The following is a 25,447-nucleotide window of genomic DNA, read 5'->3' on the forward strand; positions in this document are numbered from 1 at the left end:
TTTTGGGACCATTCCACCGCAAAAAGGGACCACGGCGTCTGCCGTGGTCCCTTTGCCGTATTCAGCCTTTCAGCTTCTCGATGGCGGCCTTGGCTGCAGCTTGCTCCGCCTCTTTTTTGCTGCGGCCCTGACCCTGGCCGATGGCGGCGCCGTTCAGGTCCACCTCCACCGAAAAGACCTTGGCGTGGTCGGGGCCCTCGGCGCCGATGAGCCGGTAGCCCAGCACCTGGCCGCTCTCCCGCTGGACCAGCTCCTGGAGGGCGGTCTTGTAGTCCCGGCTGGCGCTCTTCTCCTCCTCGCAGTCCAGGATGAACCGCTGGATGATCTTGCGGGCCGAACCGATGCCGCCGTCCAGATAGACCGCCGCCAGCACGGCTTCCACCGCGTCGGCCACGATAGAGGGCCGCTCCCGGCCGCCGCCGGCGTCCTCGCCCTTGCCCAGCTTCAGATAGGCACCCAGATTCAGCTGCTGGGCCACCTCTACCAGGCTGCCCTCGCACACCAGGGCCGCACGGGTGCGGGTCAGATCGCCCTCCGGCAGGTCCGGGTGGGTACGGTACAGATAGTCCGCCGTCACCATGCCCAGCACCGAGTCACCCAGAAACTCCAGCCGCTCATTGCTCTGGGCACCCTTTGCCTTGTTCTCGTTGGCGTAAGAGCTGTGGGTCAGGGCGTTCTCCAGCAGTGCCCGATTCGTAAAGCGATAGCCCAGCTTTTCCTCCAGCGCTTCCATCGCTGTTCCCTTCCTTTCAAAGCGGGAGCCCCGCCAGCGGCGGGGCTCCCTGTGCTGCATCCTCTTTAGTCTTCCAGCTTGGACTTCAGATAATTGACCAGGTCACCCACAACGGAGATGCCGGACAGATCATCCTCGTCCATGTTCTCCAGGCCAAACTCCTCCTCCACAGCCATAGTCAGCTCCACGATGTCCAGGGAGTCGGCGCCCAGATCCTCGAAGGAGGTGTCCATGGTGATGCTGTCTGCTTCCACTCCGAACTGCTCGGCCAGCAGAGCGGCGATCTTCTCAAAAATCATGTTCATCTACTCCTGTCGTTGCCGTCATACAACGGCTTGTTTGCACTATGATAATAGGCAAGTTTCCACCGCCTGTCAATAGGTATCCTCAAATTTTTTCCACTTGACCGGCAGCAGGCAGGCGCATGTGGTCGATGTTCTCCACCAGATCGTCGATCATACCGGAGGCCGCGAAATCCCGGGCCTGGCGGATGGCGTTCTTGATGGCGTAGTCATTGGAGGAGCCGTGGGCCTTGATCACCGGCTTGGAGATACCGATAAGGGCGGTACCGCCCACCTCGCCGGAGTCCATCATTTTCTTAAACTCCTTCAGCCCGCCGGACACCAGCACCGCGGCCAGCTTGGTGAAGATATTCTTCATGAACATGGCCTTGAGCTGCTTGGCCATGAAGCCGCCGGTACCCTCCATGGTTTTGAGGAAGATGTTGCCGGAGTAGCCGTCGGACACGATGACGTCCACCTGGCCGAACACCGCCTCCCGGGCCTCCACGTTGCCCACGAAATGGATGCGGCCGGCCTTGTCGGCCTCGGTCAGCAGAGCATGGGCCTCCCGCTGGAGGTCGGTGCCCTTGGAGGGCTCCGCGCCGATGTTGAGCAGGCCCACCTTGGGCTCGGGGCGCTTGAGCACGCGCTCAGCGTAGTAGGAGCCCATGAAGGCGAACTGCAGCAGGTATTCCGGGGTGCACTCGGCAGTGGCACCGCAGTCAATGAGCACCGCGCCGCCCGCGCCCGTGGGCACCACCGGGGCCAGAGCCGCCCGGCGGATACCCCGCACCCGCTTGACCATCAGGGTGGCGGCGGAGAGCAGCGCGCCGGTGCTTCCGGCGGACACGAAGGCGTCCCCGTCCCCGCCCTTGAGCAGGTTGAGGCCCACCGTCAGAGAGGAGTCCTTCTTCTCCCGGAAGGCAGTGGCCGGGTTGTCGCACATCTCCACCACTTCGGAGGCGTGGACGATCTCCAGTCCGGGAGGCAGATCGTCGATACCGTCCTCCTTCAGGACCTTGAGGATATCCTCCCCACGGCCCACCAGGATGACCTCCACACCCAGCTCGCGGACCGCGGCCAGCGCGCCCCGCACATTGGATACCGGCGCGTTGTCGCCGCCCATGGCGTCTACGATGATCTTCATACCGTTCTCTCCTCTACTTTCTCTGTGTCCAGGGTATCCAGAATCTCCAGCGCCCGCTTGGACAGCTCGGCGTTCTTGTTCCGCTTGCCCTTCACCCGGTAGCCCAGGGGCGGGATGATGCCGAAATTCACATTCATGGGCTGGAAGTCAGTCACGCTCTCGTCGCTGATGTACAGGGCCAGCGCACCCACGGCGGTCTCTTTGGGGAAGTCCACAGGGGCCATTCCTTTCAGCCGCCGGGCCAGCTCCACCGCCGCCAGGAAGCCGGAGGCGGTGGACTCCACATAGCCCTCCACGCCGGTGATCTGACCGGCAAAGCAGATGCGGGGCTCCTTCTTCACCCGGTAGTACCGGTCCAACAGCCGGGGGGAATCCAGATAGGTGTTGCGATGCATCACCCCGTAGCGGACGAACTCCGCGTTCTTCAGAGCGGGGATCATGGAGAACACCCGCTTCTGCTCCGGCCACTTCAGATGGGTCTGGAAGCCCACCAGGTTGTAGATGCTGCCCTCGGCGTTGTCCCGGCGCAGCTGCACCACGGCGAAGGGTTCCTTCCCCGTCTTGGGGTCCCGGAGGCCCCGGGGCTTCAGGGGGCCGTAGCACAGGGTCTGCTTGCCCCGGCGGGCCATGACCTCCACCGGCATACAGCCCTCGAACACGTTTTTGTCCTCAAAGCCGTGGACCTCCGCCTCCTGGGCGTGGCACAGCTCCTCCCAGAAGGCGTTATACTCCTCCTCGGTCATGGGGCAGTTGACATAGTCAGGCGTTCCCTTGTCATACCGGGAGGCGAAGAAGGCGCTGTCCATATCCACGCTCTCAAAGCTGACCAGAGGGGCGGCGGCGTCATAGAAGTTCAGGCCGTGGCTTTCGGGGAAAAAGTCCCGGATGGCCTGGGCCAGAGGGTCAGAGGTGAGGGGCCCGGAGGCTATGATCACATTGCCCTCCGCCGGGATGGCGGTGACCTCTCCCTCCTCTACGGTGATCAGGGGATGGCTCCTCACCTGCTGGGTGATGGCCTGGGCAAAGCCGTGGCGGTCAACCGCCAGGGCGCCTCCTGCCTCCACCCGGTGGGCGTCGGCACAGGCCATGATGAGAGAGCCCATCCGCCGCAGCTCCTCCTTCAGCAGACCCACCGCGTTCTCCAGCTGGTTGGAGCGCAGAGAGTTGGAGCACACCAGCTCCCCGAACCAGGGGGTGTGGTGGGCGGGGGTCATTTTTTCCGGCTTCATCTCTTTCAAAATGACGGGGATGCCCCGCTGAGCCAGCTGCCAGGCGGCCTCCGATCCGGCCAGACCCGCGCCGATGACGATGACAGGTTCCATGGGTTCTCCTTTGTTGGATCAGGATTCGTCTTTCTTCTTGGTGGTGGTTTTCTTGGCTGCGGTCTTTTTCGCGGCAGGCTTCTTGGCTGCCGTCTTTTTTGCCGCTGCCTTTTTGGCGGGCTTCTTCTCCTCCTCGGGAGGGGCGCCCTCCGCCGGGGTTTCCGTGGTGGTCTTTTTCTTATAGCCCCGCTGGTCCTCAGGCAGGAAGTTGGGACACTCGGGGTTGATGCAGAAGGGCTTCTTGAAGCCCCGGCCCGACTTCTTGAACAGGGTATGGCCGCAGGAGGGGCAGTTGTCCTTCACCGGCACGTCCCAGGTCATAAAGTCGCACTTGCGGGCCTCGTCCTTATTGGTGTTGTTCTCACAGCCGTAGTAGGCAAAGCCCCGCTTGGAGGTCTTTTTCAGGATCTTGCCTCCGCACTTGGGACATTTTCCCGGCATCTCCACCACGATGGGCTGGGTGTGGTCGCACTCCGGCCAGCCGGGGCAGGCCAGGAACCGGCCGAACCGGCCGGACTTGAACACCAGGTTGCGGCCGCACTTGGGACAGATCACATCGGACACCTCGTCGGGCACCTTGATGCGCTCTCCGTCCAGGTCCTGCTCAGCCTGCTTCAGTTCCTTCTCAAAGCCGTCGTAGAACTGGCCCAGCAGCTTTTTCCAGTCCACCTTCCCGGTCTCTACCTCGTCCAGCTGCTCCTCCATGTTGGCGGTGAAGGCGGTATCCACGATGTCGGTGAATTTGTCCTTCATCAGGCCGGTGACCACCTCGCCCAGAGGGGTGGGCCGCAGGTTCCGGCCCTCCTTCACCACATATTCCCGGTCCAGGATCGTGGAGATGGTGGGGGCGTAAGTGGAGGGTCGGCCGATGCCCTTTTCCTCCAGGGCCTTGATAAGGGTGGCCTCGGTGTAGCGGTTGGGGGGCTGGGTGAAGTGCTGATCGGGCTTGAGCCCCTTCAGATCCACCTTCTCCCCCTCCTTCAGGTCGGGCAGCGGGGACTGTGCGGCCTCCTCTTCCTCGTCCTTCCCCTCCACATACACGGCGGTATAGCCGGAGAATTTCAGGGCGGAGTGGTTGGCCCGGAAGGTGTAGCCGGCGCTCTCCACCTCGATGGACACGCTGTCGTACACGGCGGAAGCCATCTGGCAGGCCAGGAAGCGGCTCCAGATCAGCTTGTACAGCTTGTACTGCTCCGCCGTCAGGTCCTTTTTCACGTCCTCCGGGGTCAGATTCACGTTGGAGGGCCGGATGGCCTCGTGGGCGTCCTGAGCGCCGGACTTGGTCTTGTACACCCGGGGCTTGCCGGGGTAGTAGTTCTCGCCGTACCGGGCCAGGATGAAGCTGCGGGCGGCGGCGGTGGCCTCGTCGGACAGGCGCAGGGAGTCGGTACGCATATAGGTGATCAGACCCACGGTGCCCTCTCCGGCGATATCCACGCCCTCATACAGCTGCTGGGCGATGGACATGGTGCGGCGGGGGGTCATGTTCAGCTTGCGGCTGGCCTCCTGCTGGAGGGTGGAAGTGATGAAGGGAGGCGCCGGGCTGCGCAGCTTATCCTGCCGCTTGACACCAGTGACGGTAAAGGGCGCACTCTTTACAGCCTCCACGACGGCGTCTACCTCGTCCTTGCTGTGGAGCTCTACCTTCTTCTCCCGGCCGTAGAAGTTGGCCTTGAACTGACCCAGGTTGGGGGCGATGCGGGCCAGGTCGGCCTCCAGGGACCAGTACTCCTGGGGCACAAAGGCGCGGATCTCCTCCTCCCGCTCGCACACCAGCCGGGTGGCCACCGACTGCACCCGTCCGGCGGACAGGCCGCGGCGGATCTTCTTCCACAGCAGCGGGGAGATCTGATAGCCCACGATGCGGTCCAGCACCCGGCGGGCCTGCTGGGCGTTCACCAGGTCCATGTCGATGGCCCGGGGATTGGCAATGGAGTCGTTGACCACCTTCTTGGTGATCTCGTTGAAGGTCACGCGATAGGTCTTGTCGTCCGGGATGCCCAGCATCTCCTTCAGATGCCAGGAAATGGCCTCGCCCTCCCGGTCCGGGTCGGTGGCCAGAAAGACTTTGTCGCTCTTCTTGGCGGCCTTCTTCAGGTCGGTGATGACCTCTTCCTTACCCTTGATGGGCTGGTAGTCCACAGTGAAGCCGTGCTCCACATCCACGCCGATCTTGCTCTTGGGCAGGTCGCGGACGTGGCCCATGGAGGCCTTCACCTCATAGCCGGGGCCCAGATATTTTCCAATGGTCTTGGCCTTTGCCGGTGACTCTACGATCACCAGATTCGATTTTGCCACAGCTTGATACTCCTTTATCGGTCTTGGTCGAAACGGACGGCGGCGGTAAACCGCCGGCCCGGTAATTCCTTCAGATAGCCCTGGGACTGTAAGATGGTCAGGGCGGTATTCACCCGCCGGGCGGGGATCTCAGTACGGCCCACGATATCCTCGGCGGTGAGCCGGTGCTGGGCCAGCAGCAGGAAGATCTCCCGCTGCTCCTCCCCCAGGCGGTCAAATTCCGCCCCGCTCTTCAGCGGCAGGTCAGGCTCCTCCTGCTCACTGGCCGGAGGGGCCGGGGCCTCAGCCTCCGTATTCCCTGTGGGAGCAGGCTCAGGGGCCAGGCGGGCGTCGCTCTCCTCCACGGTGAGGGGCGGCGGGAAGGTCAGCTTCTGGGGATATTGTCCCGTATATTCCAACAGGATATCCCAGGCCGAGCGGACCAGTCTGGCCTCGCCCCGGGAGATCAGCAGGTTGGTACCCCCGCTCATGGGGGCGTCCGCCGGACCGGGAACGGCGAATACATCCCGGCCCTGGTCCAGGGCGTCATGGGCGGTGATAAGGGCTCCGCTGCGCTCAGCGGCCTCCACCACCAGCACACCCAGAGACAGGCCGCTGATGATTCGGTTGCGGATGGGAAACCGCCAGCCCTCTGGCCGGGTACCCGGCGGATTTTCTGAAATCAAGGCTCCGGAGGTCTGGATATCCTCGTACAGCCAGCGGTTGCAGGCGGGATAGACCACGTCCACGCCCCCGGCCAGCACCGAGATCACCCGGCCGCCGCCCTGGAGGGCTCCCTTCAGGGACGCGGCGTCGATTCCCTCCGCCATACCGGACACCACCACCGCGCCGCTGCGGGCCAGGTCCATGGAGATACGGCCCGCCATGGTCTGTCCATAGGGGGTGCATTTCCGGCTGCCCACCATGCCTATGGCCACCTCTTTGTCCACACGGGGCAGCTTGCCTTTCACATAGAGGACCAGAGGGTGGTCGTCCAGCTGACCCAGCCGCTCGGGGTAGGCGGCGTCCTGACAGGTGAGCAGGGTGATGCCCTGCCGGTCGCACCGCTCCAAAATACCCTCGGCACCGTCCAGCTTCTTGTCCAGCAGAGAATCGCGCAGGCGGGGCGGGATCCGGAGCAGGTCATATTCCGCCCTGTCGGCGTAATAGACCGCCTCCGCCGTACCAAAGTGACGGAGCAGGCCCACCGCCATATCCGCCCGGATGCTGTCCCGGGTGGTCAGCCAAATCAGGTAGGATATCGCGGCCATGGTCCTCTCCTTTCCTTATCTTTAGCGCCAGCCCTCCCACAGCACGATGGCCGCGGCCACGGCGGCGTTCAGAGACTCGCAGCGCTCCCGCATGGGTATTTTCAGGGTAGCCTGACAGGCGGCCAGGACCTGGGACGATACGCCCCGGCCCTCGCTGCCGATGACCACCGCCGCCCGCTCCAGGTCGGCCTGCCGCAGGTCGGCGGTATCTTCACGCAGAGCGGTGGCGTACAGGGACAGCCCCGCCCGGTCCAGCAGGCCGGTGAGCTCCTCCAGGGTCAGCTCCCACACCGGCAGCCGGAAGCAGGCCCCCATGGTGGCCCGCACCGTCTTGGGAGCAAAGGGCTCGGCGCAGCCGGGCAGCAGGATCAGGCCCTCCGCCCCGAAGGCGTCGGCGGTCCGCCACACGGTACCCACGTTGCCCGGGTCCTGCACCCCGTCCAGCACCAGGTAACGGCCGGGCGTCAGGGTCTCAGGCGGGGTCAGGTCAGGGGTGCGGCAGACGGCCAGCATCCCCTGAGGGGTATCCACGGTGGAGGCCGACTTGAGCACATCGGCGGGCACCTCTACCAGCCGGACCCCTTCCGGCAGCTGGCTGGGAGGCTGTGTCCCCTCCGCCGCCACCAGGGTCTCCACCTGGGCGCCCCACTTCAGGGCCTCCTCCACCAGCTTGGTCCCCTCACACAGGAAGGCACCTTCCGCCCGCCGGGTCTTTTTGTCCGTACCCAGCTTCCGCAGGCGGGCGATCAGCGGATTCTGGCGGCTGGTGATTCGTTCCATCGCACGCTCCATTACAGATCCTGGAGCCGGTTGACGTCTTCCGTGCGGCCCAGAACGACCACCGCGTCTCCCGCTTCCATCCGGGTATCAGGACCGGGGGTCACGTCAAAGGCCTCCAGGCCCTTTTTCCGCACGGCGATGATGTTCACCTTGTACTTGGCACGCACATTCAGCTCTACAATGGTCTTGCCCTGCCACTCCCGGGGGACCGTGGTCTCCACGATGCCGAAGTCGTCGCTGAGCTCGATGAAGTTGAGCACGTTGGAGCTGGACAGGCCCTGGGCCAGCTTGACGCCCATCTCATGCTCGGGGAACACCACCCGGTCGGCGCCGATCTTCTCCAGCACCTTCCGGTGGACATGGCTCTGGGCCTTGCAGATGACCTGCCGGACACCCAGCTCCTTCAGGTTCAGGGTCACCAGAGCGGAGGTGCCTACATCCACGCCCACGGCCACGATGGCGCAGTCGTAATTGCGCACGCCCAGGGCACGGAGCACCGCCGGGTCACGGGCGTCGCCCGTCACCGCGTGGGTGACCTTGTCCGCTACTTTTTCCACATTTTCCTCGGAGTCGTCCAGGGCCAGCACTTCATGGCCCAGGGAGCTGAGCTCCGTGGCCACGGCGCTGCCGAACCGGCCCAGGCCGATGACAACGAAGGTCTTCAATCCTTACACGTCCTTCCGAATGAGATCGCTTATCCGATCATGATGTTCATTTCAGGGTATCTGATCTTGGCCGCACTCCGCGTCCGGGTCATCAGCGCGATGGAGAAGGAGAGCACGCCCACCCGCCCGGTATACATGAGCAGGATGATCAGGCTCTGGGAGAAGGGGCTGAGCGTGGGGGTAAGGCCGGTGGTCAGACCCACCGTGCCCATGGCGGAGGCCACCTCAAAGGCGCAGTCCAGATAGGGCAGGTCCTCCGCTGTGGAAATCACCATGGACCCCACCAGGAACAAAAACAGCATCACCAGCGCCAGGGTCATGGCGTTGAGCACCCGGCGATAGGGGATGGTCCGGCCCCGGAAGGTCACCTGCTCCCGCCCGGCCAGGCCGGAGCGGAGAGCCAGCAGCAGCACCGCCACGGTAGCGGTCTTCAGGCCGCCGGCGGTGGAGCCGGAGGAACCGCCAATCAGCATCAGGATACAGGAAAAGGCCTTGCTGGTATCGCTGAGGCCGCCCTGACCCACCGCGTCGAAGCCGGCGGTACGCAGGGTGATGGACTGGAACAGCGCGTTATAGATCTTCTGGCCCAGCGGCATATCCCCCAGAATGGCGGGATTGCTGTATTCCTCCACAAGGAAAAAGGCCGCGCCCCCCAGGATCAGCAGGACGGTCATCAGCAGCACCATCTTGCTGTACACCGACAGGCGGTGGATGCTGCGCTTTTCCAAAATATCTTCCCAGACGAAAAAGCCCAGGCCGCCCACCACGATCAGGGAACCGATGGTCAGGAGCACCACCGGGTTGTTATTATATCCGGCCAGGCTGGAATAGGCGCCGAACCGGCCGCCCAGCAGATCAAAGCCCGCGTTGCAGAAGGCGGACACGGCGTGGAAGATCCCCCGCCAGATCCCGCCCAGCAGGCCGAACTCAGGGATCATGCAGGCCGCCAGGATCACCGCCCCGATCCCCTCTATCAGGAAGGTGCCCATCAGGGCGTGGCGCACCATACGCACCACGCCGTCCAGGTCGTTCAGGTTCAGGGTGGACACCATGATAAGCCGCTCGGACAGGCCGATGCGGCGGTGGAGGGCAAAGGACACCAGAGTGATGACCGTCATAAAGCCCAGTCCGCCCAGCTGGATCATAACCAGAATGACCAGCTGTCCAAACAGGGACCACTGCACCCAGGTATCCACCAGAATCAGTCCGGTGACGCAGGTGGCAGAGGTGGCGGTGAACAGGCCGGTAAAAAAGCCGGCGCTCTGCCCGTCCCGGGACGCAATGGGCAGGGTAAGCAGCAGCGCCCCCACCAAAATGATAACTGCGAAAGAAGCCGCCACCACACGGGTGGCGTTCAGGCTCCGGTTGCGGATGAATACGTTACGCATCCAGAGCGCGATTTTTCTGATCACAATGGGACCTCCCGGCGCGGATCACAGTACTCCGCGCACCTGTGTTTTACGCAGAAAAGCATACCGAAGGAATCAAATTCCTCCGGTATGCCAGTTCTGATTAGTCCAGGGGCTTCATGGTGGGGAACAGGATCACGTCGCGGATGGAGTCGGAATCGGTCAGCAGCATGACCGCACGGTCGATGCCGATGCCCATGCCGCCCGTGGGGGGCAGGCCGTACTCCAGGGCGTTGATGAAGTCCTCATCCATCATGCCGGCTTCGTCGTTGCCCATATCCCGGAGCGCCAGCTCGTGCTCGAAGCGGCCGCGCTGGTCGATGGGATCGTTGAGCTCGGAGAAGGCGTTGGCGAATTCACAGTGGTTGATAAAGAGCTCAAACCGCTCGGTGAGCCGGGGATCGGCGGGAGAGCGCTTGGTCAGGGGGGAGACCTCCACGGGATACATGGTAATAAAGGTAGGCTGGATCAGTTTTTCCTCCACCCGCTGGTCAAAGGCCTCGTACAGGGCGGTGCCCCAGGTGCGCTCGCAGCCCTCCAGGTCGATGCCCATGGCCTCGGCGGCCTTGCAGGCGGTCTCGTCGTCGGAGATGGCGTTGAAGTCCAGGCCCACATACTGCTTGACCGCGTCGATCATGGTCAGGCGCTTCCAGCCGGGGGTCAGGTCGATATCCACGCCCAACCACTTCACCTGGTAGGAACCCAGGATCTCCTTGGCGGCGGAGGAAAGTACACCTTCAGCAATATCCATCATATCGTGGAAGTCGGCATAGGCCTCATACAGCTCAATGGTTGTAAACTCCGGGTTGTGCTTGGGATCCATGCCCTCGTTGCGGAAGATGCGGCCGATCTCATACACCCGTTCAAAGCCGCCCACCACCAGGCGCTTCAGGTGCAGCTCGGTGGCGATACGCATATACATGTCGATATCCAGGGTGTTGTGGTGGGTGATGAAGGGCCGGGCGGTGGCGCCGCCGGAGATGGTGTTCAGAACAGGGGTCTCCACCTCCATGTAGTCCCGGTCATCCAGATACTTGCGCATATGCCGAATAAAGGCGGTGCGGATCTGGAAGGCGCGGCGCACATCCTCGTTCATGATCAGGTCCACATAGCGCTGACGGTAACGGGTCTCCTTGTCGGTCAGGCCGTGGAACTTCTCAGGCAGAGGCTGAAGAGACTTGGAGAGAAGGGTCACCTTGTGGGCTTTGACGGAGATCTCGCCGCGCTTGGTCTTGAAGACCTCGCCTTCCACGCCCACGATGTCGCCGATATCGGTCTTCTTGAACTTGGCAAAGGCCTCCTCGCCCAGCTCGTCGATACGAACATACAGCTGGATGCGGCCCTTGCCGTCCTGCAGGTCGCAGAACACGGCTTTGCCCATGCCGCGCTTGGACATGATGCGGCCGGCAATGGAGGTCTCGGTACCCTCCAGGGCGTCGAAGTTCTCCTTGATATCAGTGGAGTGATGCTTCACCACATATTTGGTGATCTGGAAGGGATCCTGACCGGCGTCCTGAAGCTCCTTGAGCTTGGCGCGGCGGATGAGCCGCTGCTCGGACAGGTTCTGCTGCTCCTCAGGCTGATTGACGCTTCTCTCTTCAGTACTCATTGTTCTTGCTCCTTACTTTTGAATCTCTAGGATACGATACCTTAATACACCGGCGGGGGCTTCCACCTGGACCTCCTCGCCTACCGCGCGGCCCAGCAGGGCCTTGCCGAAGGGGGAGTCCTCGGAGATGCGGCCGTTCATGGGATCGGCCTCCTGAGAGCCCACCACCTGGTAGGTCTCCTCCTCCTCAAACTCCAGGTCCAATACCTTTACATTAGAGCCCAAACGGACGGAATTGGGATCACTCTCATGCTCTTCGATGACCACGTAGTTGGACAGGATGTTCTCCACCTCCGCAATGCGGGAGTAGAGCTTGCCCTGCTCGTTCTTGGCCTCGTCGTACTCGCTGTTCTCAGACAGATCGCCGAAGGAACGGGCTTCCTTAATCTGATCGGCCACTTCCTTTTCACGGACCGTTTTCAGATAGTTCAGCTCCTGTTTCAGCTCCTCCAGGCGCTCCGCGCTCAGTTTGAATTCTTTCGCCATGTCGATCGTGCACACCTTTCCTTACTTGCTCTCACGATAAAAAAGACGCCGCTCTCGGCTGTCCGATCTTTTCATTAGAAAACATTCCGCCACGTTAATACGATATTATATGTAGTTTGATTCCTCCTGTCAAGTCAATAATTTGGAACTAGGTGGAAGAAATCCTGATTTTCCGGAGGTCCAGCCGCCCCTCCTCCCACAGCAGAGACAACAGAGGAAGCACGTCCAGCTCCCCTTCCGCGGCCCCGTCCGGCGGCAGGGGACGAAAGCCCGCCAGGTCCGGCGACTGCCCCCAGAGGGAAAAAATGGTATCCCCTTCCATGCCTCCCGGCCCGAAGCGGAGGGCCACATCCGCCCGGCGGCCCGCCCCCGGGTCCACCACCGCCGCGCCGAATTCCCGCCACAGCCAGTCCGACAGCTCCGCTCCGCCCGCCGCCACATCCACGGCCAGGCAGCGCACCTGGGGACACAGCTGCCGGGCCGCCTGGAGCAGCCAGCGGCTGACACTGGGGCCGGACAGGGCAACCACCGCCTGGGTGGGCGGCACCCTCCTCCGCCGCAGGGCCGCCAGGGTCAGCGGCTCCGCCAGGGCCTGGCAAAAGGGCTCCACCTCCACCGGCCGCAGGCCGTTTTGGCGCAGCTCCTCCCAGTAGGGGAAGTCCGACGCCGTCAGTACCCGGCGCACCCCCGCCTGGCCCAGAGCCCTGGCTCCCTTCTCGATGCGGCGGCGAGCCCGCCTCTCCCCCATCCGCTCCGGTATGGGGACCTGGACCCGCAGGCAGCGCAGGCCCAGCAGCCCCTCCCGCACCAGCACCGGCTTTCTCCCCTTCTCCGCCGTCAGCTCCATTACGCCGATCATAGACCTTTCACCTCGGCAACAGGGTATGCGTCCGCCGGCGGATTATGCGCCCCCGCTTTGCCCGTTCTTTACACACCCTTACACAGGCTTTTCCCTTCTTTACCGAAGCGTGGTAGAGCGTCCCCTCCCCTTTTCGGTATGATGCACATGTCTCTGAGAGAGCATAAGAATGATATGTTTTGGAGGAATGAACTGGAAGCGACCCCTGGCCCTGTCCCTGGCCGCCCTGTCCCTGGGCAGCGCCCTCACCGCCTGCAGCAATTCTACAGCCGGCACCCCCACGCCCTCTGCCCAGCCTATGGTGGAGTCCCCTGTGGTGAATACCGACGCCGTCAAGGCTCCCAAGTATGTGTTCCTGTTTATCGGCGACGGCATGAGCTATCCTCAGATCCAGTCCACATCCGACTTCCTGGGTGCGCTGAATGACGACGACTACTGGCAGGCCGAGCCCAGCCTGGACGACAACAACGGCGCCACGCTGGACGGTCCTGAGTACCTGAACTTTATGAACTTCGAGGCGGCCGGTTCCGCCGTTACCTATGACTCCAACAGCTTCTGCCCCGACTCCGCCTCTACCGCCACCTCTCTTTCCACCGGCCACAAGACTTACTCCGGCACCATCAACATGGACGAGACCGGCACCACCCCCTATGAGACCATCGCCGAGAAGGTCCACGATCAGCTGGGCATGAGCGTGGGCGTCATCTCCTCCGTCAACCTGAACCACGCCACCCCCGCCGCCTTTTACGCCCATCAGGCCAGCCGCAACGACTACTATGAGATCGGCCTGGAGCTGGTGGAGTCCGGCTTCGAGTACTTCTCCGGCGGCGGCCTGCTGAAGCCCACCGGCGCCGAGGGCGATCAGGAGGACCTGTACGCCCTGGCTGAGCAGGCGGGTTACAACGTGGTCAAGACCCAGGCTGAGGCCGAGGCCGTTACCGAGGGTCCCGTCATCATCATTGACGAGCACCTGGCCGACGGCGACGCCATGGCCTACGAGCTGGACCGCACCGATGACATGTGGTCCCTGGCCGACCACGTCTCCAAGGGCATCGAGGTCCTGGAGCAGGACGAGGACGGCTTCTTCATGATGTGCGAGGGCGGCAAGATCGACTGGGCCTGCCACGCCAATGACGCCGCCTCTACCATCCACGACACCCAGGCTCTGGCCGACGCGGTGCAGGTGGCCATCGACTTCGCCAAGGAGCACGCTGACGAGACCCTGATCCTGGTCACCGGCGACCACGAGACCGGCGGCCTGACCATCGGCTTCGCCGGCACCGACTACGACACCTACCTGGACCTGCTGGAGGCCCAGAAGATCTCCTTCGCCAAGTTCGACAGTGACTATGTGGCCGGCTATAAGGAGAACAAGACCTCCTTCGAGGATGTGCTCAAGGACGTGGAAGAGCTGTTCGGCCTGAAGACCCAGGGCGAGGAAGGCGACAAGCTGGTCCTCACCGACTACGAGCTCAGCCAGCTGAAGGCCGCCTATGAGAAGAGCATCAACGGCACCGCCGCCAGCCAGTACGAGCAGGAGGAGTACGTCCTCTACGGCACCTACGAGCCCCTGACAGTCACCATCACCCACATTCTGAACAACAAGTCCGGCATCTCCTTCACCTCCTACAGCCACACCGGCCTGCCGGTAGCCGTGCTGGCCCACGGCCTCAACGCCGAGGTGTTCAACGGCTACTACGACAACACCGACGTGTACAACAAGCTGGCCGACATGCTGAACGTCGACTGATTTCCCGCCTTTCCCTATCGCACCGCAGCCCCGCCTTTTGGGCGGGGCTGCGGCAATATTCCATAAAGAGGTACCGCTATGAAATTGCCTTCCATCTCCCGGTCAGTCCGCTACAACGCCCCCGTGCTGGTGTGTCTGCTGGCCATTCTCGTCCTGTTCTTCCTGCCCACCGGATATGAAGGGGCTCTGCTCTACCAGGAGGCGGAGCGATGCACCGCCCGGGTGGTGGCCACCGACGACTCCACCATCGTCGACACCGGTCTGGTGCGCTCCGGGGAGCAGCGCTGCACCCTGGAACTGCTGGACGGAGCCTTTGCGGGCCAGACCGTCACCGGCGTCAACATGCTCAACGGATCCCTGGAGCAGGACAAGCTGTTCGCCCCCGGGGACAAGGCCATGGTGGTGGTGAGCCACGACGGGGACACCATTACCAACGTCACCATGTCCGACCACTACCGGCTGGGCTGGGAGGGTCTGCTGGCCGTCCTGTTCGCCCTGTTCCTTATCCTCTTTGCCGGACGCACCGGCATACGGGCCATCGCCTCCTTCGTCCTGACGGTGCTCACTCTGTGGAAGGTGCTGGTGCCTCTCTACCTGAAGGGCTTCAACCCCATCTGGGTGGGGCTGGTCATCACCCTGTTCCTCACCGTCCTGATCATCGCCCTGGTGTACGGCTTTGACCGCCGGTGCGCCTCCGCCGTGTCTGGAGCCTGCCTGGGCATCCTGGTGACCTGCGTGCTGGGCATTGCCTTTACCAATCTGTTCCGCATCCACGGGGCGGTGATGGCCTACTCGGAGAGCCTGCTGTACGCCGGGTACCAGCACCTCAATCTGACCCAGATCTTCATGGCCTCCATCTTCATCGGGGCCTCCGGCGCGGTGATGGACCTGAGCGTGGACATCACTTCCGCAGTGTACGAGGTGGTGGAGAAGCGGCCGGACATCTCCCGGTGGGAGGCCGCCCGCTCGGGCATGAACGTGGGCCGGGCCGCCATGGGCACCATGACCACTACTCTGCTGCTGGCCTACTCCGGCGGCTATGTGGCCCTGCTGATGGTGTTCATGGCACAGGGCACTCCGGTGGACAACATCCTCAACTATAAATATGTGGCTTCCGAGATCATCCACACAGTGGTGGGCTCCTTCGGACTGGTCACCGTGGCTCCCTTTACCGCCCTCACCAGCGGGTTCCTGCTGGCAAAGGGCAGACAGAGCCTTCCCCTGAACGCAAAAGAAGCGGCGGAGTAAATCCGCCGCTTCTTTTTATTCTGTTACGCCTGGAGGGTCATGGTGAATTCCATCCGGTACCGCTGCTGGTCCTCTGGAACGCTGTCATCCGCAAACAGCCAGTCTCCCGCGTCCTGATAGCCCTCCCGAAGCACGGTCTGGGTGATGGTCACATCTCCCGCCTGGATGGTGTAATCCCCAAAGCCGCCTTCCGCGATGGAAGTCAGCACACCGCTGTTCAGCCAGCTGATGCAGTTATAGTCCCCCACTGCCGCCGCGAAAGAGAGGGCAGCCAGCTGTTTGCTGAAGGTGGTGTCCGATATCACCGGCTGCCCCGTCGCCTCTTCCACCAGAGTCACGGCGGTCACCTTTCCTTCTTCGTTCAGGGTGAGCTGGTGGTCGGGTGAGCCGTCTCCAAACAGGTGGATGACGTTGCCCTTTTCCTCCCAGTGTCCGTTCGCGTCCATGACCTGGTCGGAGCTCTGGGTGGTGTAGTGATACAGGTCGTTTACGTTGGCCACATACTGTTCCGCCGTAAGCATCCCCCGGTGGCGGGGCATCTGGGCCTGGGCCGTCGAAAAGAACAGCAGCGCCCACAGCGCCACCGCCGCGCCCACGAAGCCCCAGCACCGCAGGGTCTTTGCATCCTTGATGGCGTAACCACACTCCTCCTCCCAGGGCAGGGTCTCACAGTCCACACAGGCCCGGTAGCTCTTGTAATTGCGGTAGAGATTATAGAACGGAATACCATAGCCCTCGCCCTTGGCAAAGACCTGCCAGGTACGGGCCATAGCGGTGGTCCAGTAGATTTTTCCACCGTAGGTGTCCTTGACCTGGAGGCCGAAGATCCACTTGCCGGGGGTATAGCCCCAGGTGGACAGCAGGAGCGGCTCCACCACCAGCATGGTACCGTAATTCAAATAGCTTCCCAAAAGGGTAAAAAAGAGGCCGTCCGGCGGATTGAACCGCAGTACCAGCATGCCGAAGGCAGACCACAGCACACCGTAGAGGAGAATGTCCAGCCACCGGGCAAAGAACCGCCGCCAGGGGTAGGCCACCATAGGAGCGCTGTCCTTGTTCAGGCTGAAATACCCCTCCCCTTCCGCCGGGCGGTCCAGGGTGTTGAGATACTTGCCGGCATCCAGGGTGGCGTACTCCACCTGGTCGGAGCGCATGGATGCGCACACCCGGCCGGCCCACTCCAGCTCGGCGCGCTGTTCCTCCAGGGCCTGCTGCTGCATAGCCAGAGCAGTATCCAGTCTCAGTTCTCCCTGCTGCACCTTTTTGATGGTATCCAGAGGCAGGCCCAGCTGACGCAGGAGCTTGAGCTTCCGCAGGGTCTCCACATCCTCCTCCGAGTAGATGCGGTAGTTGTTGGCACCCCGGGCGGGAGAAAGAAAACCCTCCTGCTCATAAAAACGGATGTTGGCACGGGTCATGCCCAGGCTGGTCTCCAGCTCTTTGATGGTCATGGATCTCGCCTCCTCACCCTCAATATAAAGCATCAAGTACCTTTACAGTCAAGACTTTTTGCAGATTTTACCCATTCAGCAGCGCCAGAGCGGACTCCAGCTGGGCGTCGCCCTGGTCGGTGAGGTAGACCTCCTGGTCCAGGGTCAGGCCGGTACCGATAAGGGAGGTGCCGCTGCCGGTATAATAGCTGGCGGTGGAGATGGCGATCGCCCCGCCGTGAGACAGCGCGAAGGTCTGCTGGGAATAGCCCTTGCCGCTGGTGGGCTCGCCCACGATCTTGGCCACGCCCTGCTCCTGGAGCTCGGCGGCGAAAAATTCCGCGGCGGAATAGGTGTCGGCGTTCACCAGCACCACCATGGGCAGATCCACGCAGGAGGCGTCGGAATAGGTGATGTCCTCATGGCCCGCCTTGTCCCGGGTGATGAAGATGGGACCCTCGGGCAGCAGGAAGTCCAGCATGTCGGTGAGCTGGTTCAGGTAGCCGCCGCCGTTGTTCCGCATGTCGAAGATCAGGGACTGGGCTCCCTGGTCCACCAGCTCGGTCACCGCCTCCTCCAGGCGGGCGGCGCTGTTGTCATAGAAGTTCAGCAGGCGGACATAGCCCACATTGCCCTCCAGCATCTCGCTGACCACCGGGTCGGTGTCCACGCTGGCCCGCTTCACCTCCACGGTGCGGCTGGCGCCGTCGGTTCCCAGGATCTCCAGGGACACGGTAGTGCCCTCCTCTCCCTGGATCAGGGAGGCACCGTCATAGCGGGCGTCCCCAGCCAGAGAGGTGCCGTCCACGGCGGTGATGACCTCACCGGCCAGCAGGCCGGCTTCCTCCGCCGGGCCGCCGGCGGTCACCTCCTGGATCAGCAGACCGTCCTCCCGCTCATAGGTAACGGTGACGCCGATACCCACGTACTGGTTGGTGCGCCGCTGGTTCTGGGCGGCGTACTCCTCCTCGGTGAGATAGTAGCTCCACCGGTCCCCCAGGGCGTCCACCAGAGACTCCAGGGCGGTGTCCACGGCGGCGGTCTCGTCATACTCACCCACGAATTTGTCCTCCACCAGCTTCAGGGCCTCCAGCATGGAAGCACCGTAGGTGCCCACATAGGCCCTAAACAGCAGGAAACCCCCGCCGATGCACAGCAGGGCGGTAAGCACGATGGCCGCCGCCAGGTGGATGCCGGTAAAACGTCTGGTCTTCATCAGGCTTCAGATCCTTTCGCTAAAAATCCAATAAGGGCGGAGAGGCTTCCCCCTCCGCCCTTATGTAACTACAGTCTATTACCAGGAGCTCAGATTCAGATCCGGAAATTTTGCCTCCGGATCGGTGCGCTGGCCGTTCACCCGGATCTCCAGGTGCAGGTGGTTGCCGGTGGAGTTTCCGGTGGTGCCCACGTAGCCGATGACCTGGCCCTGCTTCACCATCTGGCCCTCGCTCACCGCACGGGAGCTCATGTGGGCGTACAGCGTGGAGTTGCCGTTGCCATGGTCGATGACCACGTAGTTGCCATAGGACCAGTAGGCACCGCTGCCGTACACCGAGGTGATGACCTGACCGCTCTTGGCAGCCAGGATGGGCGTGCCGCCGTTGGCGGGGATGTCAATGCCGCCGTGGTTCTGGGCCCGGCCGCTGACCGGGTTGATGCGGTAGCCGAAGGGAGAGGAGATTCGGTACCAGCCGGGCAGGGGCCACATATAGCCGCTCTCGGACACGATGGTAGTGCCGTTCTGCTTTCTCTCCTCTTCCAGCTGCTTCTGCTTTTTGACAATATCCGCCTGGATGGCGGCGGCGGCCTTGTCCTCCTCGTCCAGAAGCCGGTTGACCTCCGCCACGTTCTTGTTCAGCTCGTCCAGGACCTTCTCGGCCTCAGCCACCTTTTCCTGCTGCTCGGCCTTCTTGGCCTCCTGCTGCTCCTTGACGGCCTGCTCGTCCGCCCGGGCGCTCTCCAGCTCCGCCTGGAGCCGCTCCAACTCCTCACGGACGGCAATGAGCTCGTCCATCACCTGGTTGTCGTAGTCCATGACGGCGTCTACGTCGGCCAGGCGGTCCAGCAGATCGGAAAAGCTCTCGGCGTTGAAGAGGATGGACCAGTAGGATACCGTTCCCTCCTCCTCCATGGCCCGCACCCGCTGACAGAACAGCTCGTACTGGGCCTGCTCGTTGGCCTCGGCCACCTTGCGCTCTTCTTCCTTCTGGGCGATGGCGGCGTCATAGTAGGCGATCTGCTCGTTGATGTTGTCCAGCTCGTCATTGATAGCGTCCAGCTGAGCCAGCAGCAGGTTGCGCTTGTCCTCCGCGGCGGACTGCTCCGCCTCGGCGGCTGCCAGCTGCTCTTTCAGCTCCTTCTGCCGAGCCTGGCTCTCCGCCTGCTCCTGCTTCAGGGCGTCGATCTCACTCTGGGTCACCGCGCCCGCGCCGCCGATGATCATGGTGAGCATAGGCAGCAGCATCAGCAGCACCAAAACGATCGCCAGCGCGCCCACTACCACCCGGCGCTTATCGATCTTCTGTTTCTTCTGCTTATTCTGCGTTTTTGACACGTCGTTGTCTTCCTTTCTGCCGTTGGCCTGTCTGCCTACCAATTATAGGCGCGGATAAAGGAATCATAGAGGTCGGGGAAACAGGACTCAGGGTCCACACGCTGGCCGTTGACCCGCACCTCAAAGTGCAGGTGGGGACCCGTTACGTTGCCCGTAGCGCCCACATCGCCGATGTACTGGCCCTGGGTCACGATATCCCCCTCGCTTACCGCCCGGTAGCTCATGTGGGCGTACAGGGTGGTGGTCCCGTCCCCGTGGTCGATGACCACATAGTTGCCATAGGACCAGGTGGAGCCAGTACCCATCTCAGAGATGATGACCTGACCGCTCTTGGCCGCCGTGATGGGCGTGCCGGTGGTGGCGGCAACGTCGATGCCGGTATGGCTGTGGGGCACGTGGGTAACCGGGTGGATCCGATAGCCAAAGGCGGAGGTCAGCTTCAGATTGCTGGCAGGCAGGGGCCACTGATACCCTGAGCTGGACGGCGGCAGCGTCACATTCTCTTCCTGCCGCTGAGCCTCCAGCTCCGCCTGCTTCTTCTCAATGTCCGCCTGGATGGCCGCCGCGGCGGCGTCCTCCTCCTCCAGCAGACGGTTGACCTCTTCCACGTTGGCGTTGAGCTCCGCCAACAGCTCCTCCGCTTCGTCCACCTTGGCCTGCTGTTCGGCCTTTTTGGCCTCCTGCTGCTCCTTGACGGCCTGTTCCTCGGCCCGGGCGCTCTCCAGCTCCGCCTGGACCTGCTCCAGCTCCTCCCGGGCGGCGGTGAGCTCCTCCATCACCTGGTTGTCGTAGTCCATCACCGCGTCTATGTCGGCCAGACGGTCCAGCAGGTCGGAAAAGCTCTCGGCATTGAAGAGGATGGACCAGTAGGACACCGTCCCCTCCTCTTCCATGGCCCGCACCCGCTCACAAAACAGCTCGTACTGCTCCGCTTCCCTGGCCTCGGCCTCTTTTCGCTCCACTTCCTTCTGAGCGATCTCGTCGTCGTACCAGGCGATCTGCTGCTCGATGTTGCTCAGCTCGTCGTTGATGGCGTCCAGCTGCTCCAGCAGCAGGTCCCGCTTGTCCTTTGCCGCGGACTGCTCCGCCTCGGCCTGGGACAGCTGTTCCTTCAGCTCCTCCTGCCGGGCCTGGCTCTCCTCCTGCTCCTGTTTCAGGGCGTCGATCTCGCTCTGGGTCACCGCACCGGCGCTGCCGATGATCATGGTGAGCATGGGCAGCAGCATCAGCAGGGCCAGCATCAGCGCCAGCCCTCCGAACACCGTCTGCCGCGTAGTTACGTTCTGTTTTTTCTGGGTATTCCGGCCTCTTGCCACGATGCACTCCTTTTCTCCAGGGATGGGTTTGCTGTACTTGTTACACTTGCAGGAACTTCCGAATGGCCATCACCGAACCGCCGGCGCCGATGACGAAGCCGGTGAGAACGAACACGCCCAGCACCCGCAGGGCCATGGGCTGGAAGGCCAGGACATTGATCAGGTTGATGGTGTCCGAAGTGGTGATGGCACGTCCCACCAGGACGTAGATGCCCCACTCCAGGAAGAAGGCCACCAGGGCCCCGAACAGGCCCAGGATCAGGCCCTCAAACACAAAGGGCCAGCGGACGAAGGAGTTGGTGGCGCCGCACATCTTCATGATGGCGATCTCCTCCCGGCGGTTGAAGGTGGCCAGCTTGATGGTGTTGGCGATGATGAACAGGCTCACCGCCAGCAGGATGATGACCAGGATGATGGCCACGGCTCCCGCTACATTTCGGATGACGGTAAAGCCCTCGGCGATCTCAGGGGCGGACTTGGTCCAGGCTACGCCCTCGATGTCGTCCACCGCCGCCTCGGTCTCTGCCAGCTTGCTGATATCCTCCAGGTAGATATGGAACCGGTCCCGATACACGTCGGAGGGCAGGCCCTCAAAGAGGGGGTTGCCCTCGTAATCGGCCTCAAATTCCTCCTGGGCCTCTTCCTTGGTGACGAACTCCGCACGAGCCACATTGGGGACGTTCTCGATCTGGGTCTCCAGAGCCCGGGCCTCGTCCTGGGTCAGGGTGTCTTCAATATAAGCAGTAAACTGGTTTTCCTTCTCCAGATCGCTGAACATGTGGGAGGCGTTCACCGCCACCAGGGAGAAGGACCCCATGATGAGCAGACAGCACACGATCATACACACAGCCGCGAAGGACATCAGGCCATGGGTGAAGATGCTGCGGAAGCCCTCCATGAAGAAATAGCCAAAATCATATCGTTGTTTCATTATTATAATACCCACCTGTCTCGTCGCTGATGATCCGTCCGTTTTCGATGGCCACCACCCGCTTGGAGAAGCGGTTGACCAGCTCCCGCTCGTGGGTGACCACCAGCACGGTGGTGCCCAGTTCATTGATGCGCTCCAGCAGCATCATGATCTCCAGGGACCGCATGGGATCCAGGTTGCCGGTGGGCTCGTCGGCAATGATCATCTGGGGATTGTTCACCAGCGCCCGGGCGATGGCCACGCGCTGCTGCTCGCCGCCGGAGATCTCGCTGGGCAGCCGGTCCCCCTTCTGGTCCAGGCCTACCAGCTCCAGCACATAGGGCACCCGCTTGCGGATCTCACGGGGAGAGGCCCCCACCGCCCGCATGGCGAATACCAGGTTTTCCTGCACCGTCTTTTTCTCAATGAGCCGGAAATCCTGGAAGATAACCCCCAGGGTGCGCCGCATATAGGGCACCTGGCGGGGCCGGATGTTGTTCAGATTATAGCCGTTGACCATCAGACGGCCGGCGGAAGGGGCGATCTCCGCCGTGATCAGCTTCAGGATGGTGGACTTGCCGGACCCGGAAGGCCCCACCAGAAAGACAAATTCGCCGTCGTCGATGCGCATATTGACCCCTTTCAGGGCCTTGGTCCCATTGTCATAGGACTTCTGAATGTCGATCAGACGTATCACACTTGGTACCTCACCGTATGTATTTATCGTGTTCTAAGGATCTGTTCAGCACCAGGAGGGACGCCGTTTCCGGCGTCCCTCCTGACGTTTTTTCAGTTATCGATGCCCCGGGAGATCAGGTACTTCTTGACCATCAGAGCCACCTTGAAGGTGATGGCGTCGTCAAACTCCCGCAGATCCAGCCCGGTGAGCTTCTTGATCTTTTCCAGACGGTACACCAGGGTGTTCCGGTGGACAAAGAGCTTCCGGGCGGTCTCGGACACGTTCAGGTTATTCTCAAAGAACTTGTTGATGGTGAACAGGGTCTCCTGATCCAGCGCGTCGATGGGGTTCTTCTTAAAGACCTCCTGGAGGAACATCTCACACAGGGTGGTGGGCAGCTGGTAGATCAGCCGGCCGATACCCAGGTTCTCGTAGTTGATGATGCTCTTCTCCGTGTCGAACACCCGGCCCACGTCGATGGCGATGCCCGCCTCCTTGTAGGCACGGGCCAGCTCCCGGATGTGGCCCACGATGGTGCCGATGCCGATGACCACCCGGATGTGGAGCTCGTCGGTGATCTTGTCCTCGATCTGCTTTGCGATCTTGTACAGGTCCCGGGTCTCCGCGCCCTCGTTGAGCTGCTTGATGAGCGCAACGTCGGTCTCGCTGATGGAGAGGACGAAGTCCACCTGCTTATCGGGGAACAGGGCGTGGACCACGTCGATGAGCGCCGGGTCAGTGGTCTCCACCTGCCGGATCAGGAACACCGCCCGGGGCGCCTCGGAGATGAAGTGCAGCTCCTTGGCCCGGACATAGATGTCGCCCAGCAGGATGTTGTCGGAAATGATGTTCTTGACAAAGGTAGCCTTGTCGTGCTTTTCCTCATAATAGGTCTTGGCGCCGTTAAGCGCCACAGTGGCCATGGAGCAGATCATCCGGGCCTCCCCGTCCTCGCCCTTGGCAAAAGCGGCATAATCGAACTGGGAACCCCAGCCGGTCAGCGCCTTGAAGGTGCGCCCCTCAAAATGGACGCTCTCCCCCTCTCCGCGGTTCACCGCGTCAACGGCGCCGGGCCAGTGCTCACCGATGCAACTGAGCTCGTTGCAGGCCACCACCGTTCCCTCAGAGTCGATCACGCCTATTGCCCGGTCTGTGCTGTCCTTCATCTGTAAGACAACGCTCTGAAAAATTCTGCTGGACATGGTGTCAGCCTCCTTTATTTCTCCGTACCCTCAAATTGTCCCACCGCAAGTGAGCAGCGGGACCTCTTTTACGGCTCTTCTCGCTTAACAGACAATATTATACCGATTCTTTTCTCTCTTTTCAATATCTTTTTCAAAGTTTTTTGTGGAAAATGCCTAAAGCCTTTTGCTTTTGTCGAAAAACGCCGCTGTCACAGGCGTCCGCCGCTTTCCCGCAGGGCCGCCAGCTCTTCTTCCGTCAGAGGCCGCCACTGTCCGGACTCCAAAGCCGGGTCCAGAGTCAGCGGTCCCATGGTCAGCCGCTTCAGGTAGAGCACCGGCTTGCCCCGGCTGGCCAGCATCCGCTTGATCTGGTGATACTTGCCCTCCCGCAGGGTGACGATGGCGGTGTCCGGCTCTTCCAGAATCTCCAGCCCCGCCGGCAGGCACTCCAGGCCGTCGGCCAGGGTGAGACCACGGCGGAAGGCCTCCGTGTCGGCCGTCTCCAGCCGGCCATCCACCCGGACGAAATAGGTCTTGTCCACGTGCCAGCGGGGAGAGAGCAGCCGGTGGGCCAGGGGTCCGTCATTGGTGAGCAGCAGCAGCCCCTCGGTGTCCTTGTCCAGCCGCCCGGCCGGGAACAGGCCCACCCGGCGGAGATGCTCGGGCAGCAGCGTGAGCACCGTAGGCTCCCGGGGATCCTCGGTGGCCGACACCAGCCCCGCAGGCTTGTGGAGCATCAGATAAACCAGCCGCTCTCCCGATACCGGCTGGCCGTCCACCAGAAAGGCAGAGGCGGGGTCATGCTTCTCCTCCGGCGTCCGGGCCACCACGCCATTCACCGTGACCCGGCCCGCCCGCACCAGCTCCCGGACCTCCTTTCGGGACCAGCGGCCCGTATTGGCTAAAATTTTATCCAGGCGCTCCATTTCCCGCCCTCCTTGTCCTTTTTTCCATATTCCGTCATATCCCCGGCTCCTCCCCCATATCCATGAAATACCAGCATCTGGGAAGGGAGCGTTGCGCTGTGTTTATCTTTACCGCCAAGATCCGCAAAGGCCGGATCGCGGCCGTGGCCGTGGCCGCCGCTGTGGTGTGCGGCATTCTGGTGACCGGGTCCGTCCTGGCGGGAGGGCGGGACGCCGCCGCTTCCGCCGCCGTCAGTCCCAAAGGCGTCAAGACCAACGAGGACCGGATCGCCTATCTGAGCAGCTTCGGCTGGTCCGTCTCGGAGGAGCCTGTCTCCGTGGAGGAGCTCATGATCCCGGAGGAGTTTGACGAGACCTACAGCCAGTACCTGGAGCTTCAGGCCTCCCAGGGCTTCGACCTGACGGAGTACGCCGGCAAGCGGGTAAAGCGGTACACCTATCAGGTGAACAACTACCCCACCGGGGAAACCGGCGTTCAGGCCGGCCTACTCGTCTACAAAAACACCGTCATCGGCGGAGACGTGCTCTCCGCCCAGCTGGGCGGCTTCATCCACGGCCTGGAGATGCCCTCCTAAATAAAACAGCGCGGCGCTGCACAGCGCCGCGCTGTT

At 62.4% G+C, this 25,447-nt stretch carries 23 protein-coding genes; 3 read left to right on the plus strand and 20 right to left on the minus strand.

All coding sequences use genetic code 11. The features are described 5' to 3' along the window. Positions 1–61: 61 nt before the first annotated feature. From rnc to ACTNB1_RS07020, 12 genes are all read right to left on the minus strand, one after another. On the minus strand, positions 62–733 hold the full coding sequence (gene rnc / locus ACTNB1_RS06965) for a ribonuclease III (RefSeq protein ID WP_441168533.1): 672 nt from the start codon (positions 731–733) through the stop codon (positions 62–64). A 65-nt stretch (positions 734–798) separates the two neighbouring features. Continuing rightward, positions 799–1,032, minus strand: coding sequence for an acyl carrier protein (gene acpP, locus ACTNB1_RS06970; RefSeq protein ID WP_130868773.1), 234 nt, complete (start codon positions 1,030–1,032; stop codon positions 799–801). An 88-nt stretch (positions 1,033–1,120) separates the two neighbouring features. After that, positions 1,121–2,161 (minus strand): phosphate acyltransferase PlsX, encoded by a 1,041-nt coding sequence (plsX, locus tag ACTNB1_RS06975; RefSeq protein ID WP_441168534.1) that lies wholly within the window; start codon positions 2,159–2,161, stop codon positions 1,121–1,123. Continuing rightward, complete coding sequence (gene trmFO / locus ACTNB1_RS06980; RefSeq protein ID WP_441168535.1) at positions 2,158–3,483, minus strand: methylenetetrahydrofolate--tRNA-(uracil(54)-C(5))-methyltransferase (FADH(2)-oxidizing) TrmFO; 1,326 nt, start codon at positions 3,481–3,483, stop codon at positions 2,158–2,160. Before trmFO ends, plsX begins: the two co-directional genes overlap by 4 nt. 18 nt (positions 3,484–3,501) lie before the next feature. Next, positions 3,502–5,781 (minus strand): type I DNA topoisomerase, encoded by a 2,280-nt coding sequence (topA, locus tag ACTNB1_RS06985; protein WP_441168536.1) that lies wholly within the window; start codon positions 5,779–5,781, stop codon positions 3,502–3,504. A gap of 14 nt (positions 5,782–5,795) precedes the next feature. Beyond that, complete coding sequence (gene dprA / locus ACTNB1_RS06990; protein ID WP_441168537.1) at positions 5,796–7,031, minus strand: DNA-processing protein DprA; 1,236 nt, start codon at positions 7,029–7,031, stop codon at positions 5,796–5,798. 21 nt (positions 7,032–7,052) lie between these two features. Further along, positions 7,053–7,811, minus strand: a complete 759-nt coding sequence (locus ACTNB1_RS06995) for a TrmH family RNA methyltransferase (RefSeq protein ID WP_441168538.1) — start codon at positions 7,809–7,811, stop codon at positions 7,053–7,055. Between the two features lie 11 nt (positions 7,812–7,822). Next, positions 7,823–8,476 carry a potassium channel family protein gene (locus tag ACTNB1_RS07000; RefSeq protein ID WP_441168539.1) on the minus strand — a complete coding sequence of 218 codons (654 nt, stop codon included), beginning with the start codon at positions 8,474–8,476 and terminating at the stop codon, positions 7,823–7,825. A 29-nt stretch (positions 8,477–8,505) separates the two neighbouring features. Continuing rightward, positions 8,506–9,888, minus strand: a complete 1,383-nt coding sequence (locus tag ACTNB1_RS07005; protein ID WP_441168540.1) for a TrkH family potassium uptake protein — start codon at positions 9,886–9,888, stop codon at positions 8,506–8,508. Positions 9,889–9,988: 100 nt separating this feature from the next. Further along, positions 9,989–11,494: a lysine--tRNA ligase gene (gene lysS / locus ACTNB1_RS07010; protein ID WP_441168541.1), complete on the minus strand. Its 1,506-nt coding sequence runs from the start codon at positions 11,492–11,494 to the stop codon at positions 9,989–9,991. A gap of 12 nt (positions 11,495–11,506) precedes the next feature. After that, positions 11,507–11,980, minus strand: coding sequence for a transcription elongation factor GreA (gene greA, locus ACTNB1_RS07015; RefSeq protein ID WP_441168542.1), 474 nt, complete (start codon positions 11,978–11,980; stop codon positions 11,507–11,509). Positions 11,981–12,128: 148 nt separating this feature from the next. Next, the gene (locus ACTNB1_RS07020) at positions 12,129–12,839 is read right to left on the minus strand and encodes a hypothetical protein (protein WP_441168543.1); all 711 of its coding nucleotides are present in this window, start codon (positions 12,837–12,839) and stop codon (positions 12,129–12,131) included. A gap of 187 nt (positions 12,840–13,026) precedes the next feature. Between ACTNB1_RS07020 and ACTNB1_RS07025 the strand changes: the two genes are divergently transcribed. Together ACTNB1_RS07025 and ACTNB1_RS07030 are read left to right on the plus strand one after the other, a co-directional pair. After that, positions 13,027–14,589 carry an alkaline phosphatase gene (locus tag ACTNB1_RS07025; protein WP_441168544.1) on the plus strand — a complete coding sequence of 521 codons (1,563 nt, stop codon included), beginning with the start codon at positions 13,027–13,029 and terminating at the stop codon, positions 14,587–14,589. Positions 14,590–14,667: 78 nt separating this feature from the next. After that, entirely contained in the window at positions 14,668–15,837 is a 1,170-nt protein-coding gene (locus ACTNB1_RS07030) for a YibE/F family protein (RefSeq protein ID WP_441168545.1), read from the plus strand. 23 nt (positions 15,838–15,860) lie between these two features. Here the strand turns inward: ACTNB1_RS07030 and ACTNB1_RS07035 are convergent, their stop codons facing one another. The 8 genes from ACTNB1_RS07035 to ACTNB1_RS07070 all read right to left on the minus strand — a co-directional run bounded on the left by ACTNB1_RS07035 (position 15,861) and on the right by ACTNB1_RS07070 (position 24,836). Beyond that, positions 15,861–17,288 carry a MerR family transcriptional regulator gene (locus tag ACTNB1_RS07035; RefSeq protein WP_441168546.1) on the minus strand — a complete coding sequence of 476 codons (1,428 nt, stop codon included), beginning with the start codon at positions 17,286–17,288 and terminating at the stop codon, positions 15,861–15,863. Positions 17,289–17,355: 67 nt separating this feature from the next. Beyond that, positions 17,356–18,483 carry a S41 family peptidase gene (locus ACTNB1_RS07040; RefSeq protein WP_441168547.1) on the minus strand — a complete coding sequence of 376 codons (1,128 nt, stop codon included), beginning with the start codon at positions 18,481–18,483 and terminating at the stop codon, positions 17,356–17,358. A gap of 78 nt (positions 18,484–18,561) precedes the next feature. Further along, positions 18,562–19,821, minus strand: a complete 1,260-nt coding sequence (locus ACTNB1_RS07045) for a murein hydrolase activator EnvC family protein (protein WP_441168548.1) — start codon at positions 19,819–19,821, stop codon at positions 18,562–18,564. A 35-nt stretch (positions 19,822–19,856) separates the two neighbouring features. Next, complete coding sequence (locus ACTNB1_RS07050) at positions 19,857–21,137, minus strand: murein hydrolase activator EnvC family protein (RefSeq protein WP_441168549.1); 1,281 nt, start codon at positions 21,135–21,137, stop codon at positions 19,857–19,859. A 40-nt stretch (positions 21,138–21,177) separates the two neighbouring features. Then, positions 21,178–22,068: a permease-like cell division protein FtsX gene (ftsX, locus tag ACTNB1_RS07055; RefSeq protein WP_441168550.1), complete on the minus strand. Its 891-nt coding sequence runs from the start codon at positions 22,066–22,068 to the stop codon at positions 21,178–21,180. Continuing rightward, complete coding sequence (ftsE, locus tag ACTNB1_RS07060; protein WP_130868891.1) at positions 22,052–22,744, minus strand: cell division ATP-binding protein FtsE; 693 nt, start codon at positions 22,742–22,744, stop codon at positions 22,052–22,054. Before ftsE ends, ftsX begins: the two co-directional genes overlap by 17 nt. A gap of 92 nt (positions 22,745–22,836) precedes the next feature. Then, entirely contained in the window at positions 22,837–23,928 is a 1,092-nt protein-coding gene (locus tag ACTNB1_RS07065; protein ID WP_441168551.1) for a PucR family transcriptional regulator, read from the minus strand. A gap of 191 nt (positions 23,929–24,119) precedes the next feature. Beyond that, on the minus strand, positions 24,120–24,836 hold the full coding sequence (locus ACTNB1_RS07070) for a pseudouridine synthase (protein WP_441168552.1): 717 nt from the start codon (positions 24,834–24,836) through the stop codon (positions 24,120–24,122). 98 nt (positions 24,837–24,934) lie between these two features. Between ACTNB1_RS07070 and ACTNB1_RS07075 the strand changes: the two genes are divergently transcribed. Next, positions 24,935–25,411: a DUF4830 domain-containing protein gene (locus tag ACTNB1_RS07075; protein ID WP_441168553.1), complete on the plus strand. Its 477-nt coding sequence runs from the start codon at positions 24,935–24,937 to the stop codon at positions 25,409–25,411. Positions 25,412–25,447: the final 36 nt, after the last annotated feature.

This window comes from Flavonifractor sp. HCP28S3_F3 (genome assembly GCF_052065355.1).
Lineage (GTDB): Bacteria > Bacillota > Clostridia > Oscillospirales > Oscillospiraceae > Flavonifractor.

Bases quoted from the DNA above. Each gene is read 5' to 3' on its own strand.
- ACTNB1_RS07020 (WP_441168543.1), bottom strand. From the start codon at position 12,839: ATGATCGGCGTAATGGAGCTGACGGCGGAGAAGGGGAGAAAGCCGGTG.
- ACTNB1_RS07025 (WP_441168544.1), top strand. From the start codon at position 13,027: ATGAACTGGAAGCGACCCCTGGCCCTGTCCCTGGCCGCCCTGTCCCTG.
- rnc (WP_441168533.1), bottom strand. From the start codon at position 733: ATGGAAGCGCTGGAGGAAAAGCTGGGCTATCGCTTTACGAATCGGGCA.
- ACTNB1_RS06995 (WP_441168538.1), bottom strand. From the start codon at position 7,811: ATGGAACGAATCACCAGCCGCCAGAATCCGCTGATCGCCCGCCTGCGG.
- ACTNB1_RS07065 (WP_441168551.1), bottom strand. From the start codon at position 23,928: ATGTCCAGCAGAATTTTTCAGAGCGTTGTCTTACAGATGAAGGACAGC.
- dprA (WP_441168537.1), bottom strand. From the start codon at position 7,031: ATGGCCGCGATATCCTACCTGATTTGGCTGACCACCCGGGACAGCATC.
- ACTNB1_RS07030 (WP_441168545.1), top strand. From the start codon at position 14,668: ATGAAATTGCCTTCCATCTCCCGGTCAGTCCGCTACAACGCCCCCGTG.
- plsX (WP_441168534.1), bottom strand. From the start codon at position 2,161: ATGAAGATCATCGTAGACGCCATGGGCGGCGACAACGCGCCGGTATCC.
- trmFO (WP_441168535.1), bottom strand. From the start codon at position 3,483: ATGGAACCTGTCATCGTCATCGGCGCGGGTCTGGCCGGATCGGAGGCC.
- greA (WP_441168542.1), bottom strand. From the start codon at position 11,980: ATGGCGAAAGAATTCAAACTGAGCGCGGAGCGCCTGGAGGAGCTGAAA.
- lysS (WP_441168541.1), bottom strand. From the start codon at position 11,494: ATGAGTACTGAAGAGAGAAGCGTCAATCAGCCTGAGGAGCAGCAGAAC.
- ACTNB1_RS07040 (WP_441168547.1), bottom strand. From the start codon at position 18,483: ATGAAGACCAGACGTTTTACCGGCATCCACCTGGCGGCGGCCATCGTG.
- ftsX (WP_441168550.1), bottom strand. From the start codon at position 22,068: ATGAAACAACGATATGATTTTGGCTATTTCTTCATGGAGGGCTTCCGC.
- acpP (WP_130868773.1), bottom strand. From the start codon at position 1,032: ATGATTTTTGAGAAGATCGCCGCTCTGCTGGCCGAGCAGTTCGGAGTG.
- ACTNB1_RS07070 (WP_441168552.1), bottom strand. From the start codon at position 24,836: ATGGAGCGCCTGGATAAAATTTTAGCCAATACGGGCCGCTGGTCCCGA.
- ACTNB1_RS07035 (WP_441168546.1), bottom strand. From the start codon at position 17,288: ATGACCATCAAAGAGCTGGAGACCAGCCTGGGCATGACCCGTGCCAAC.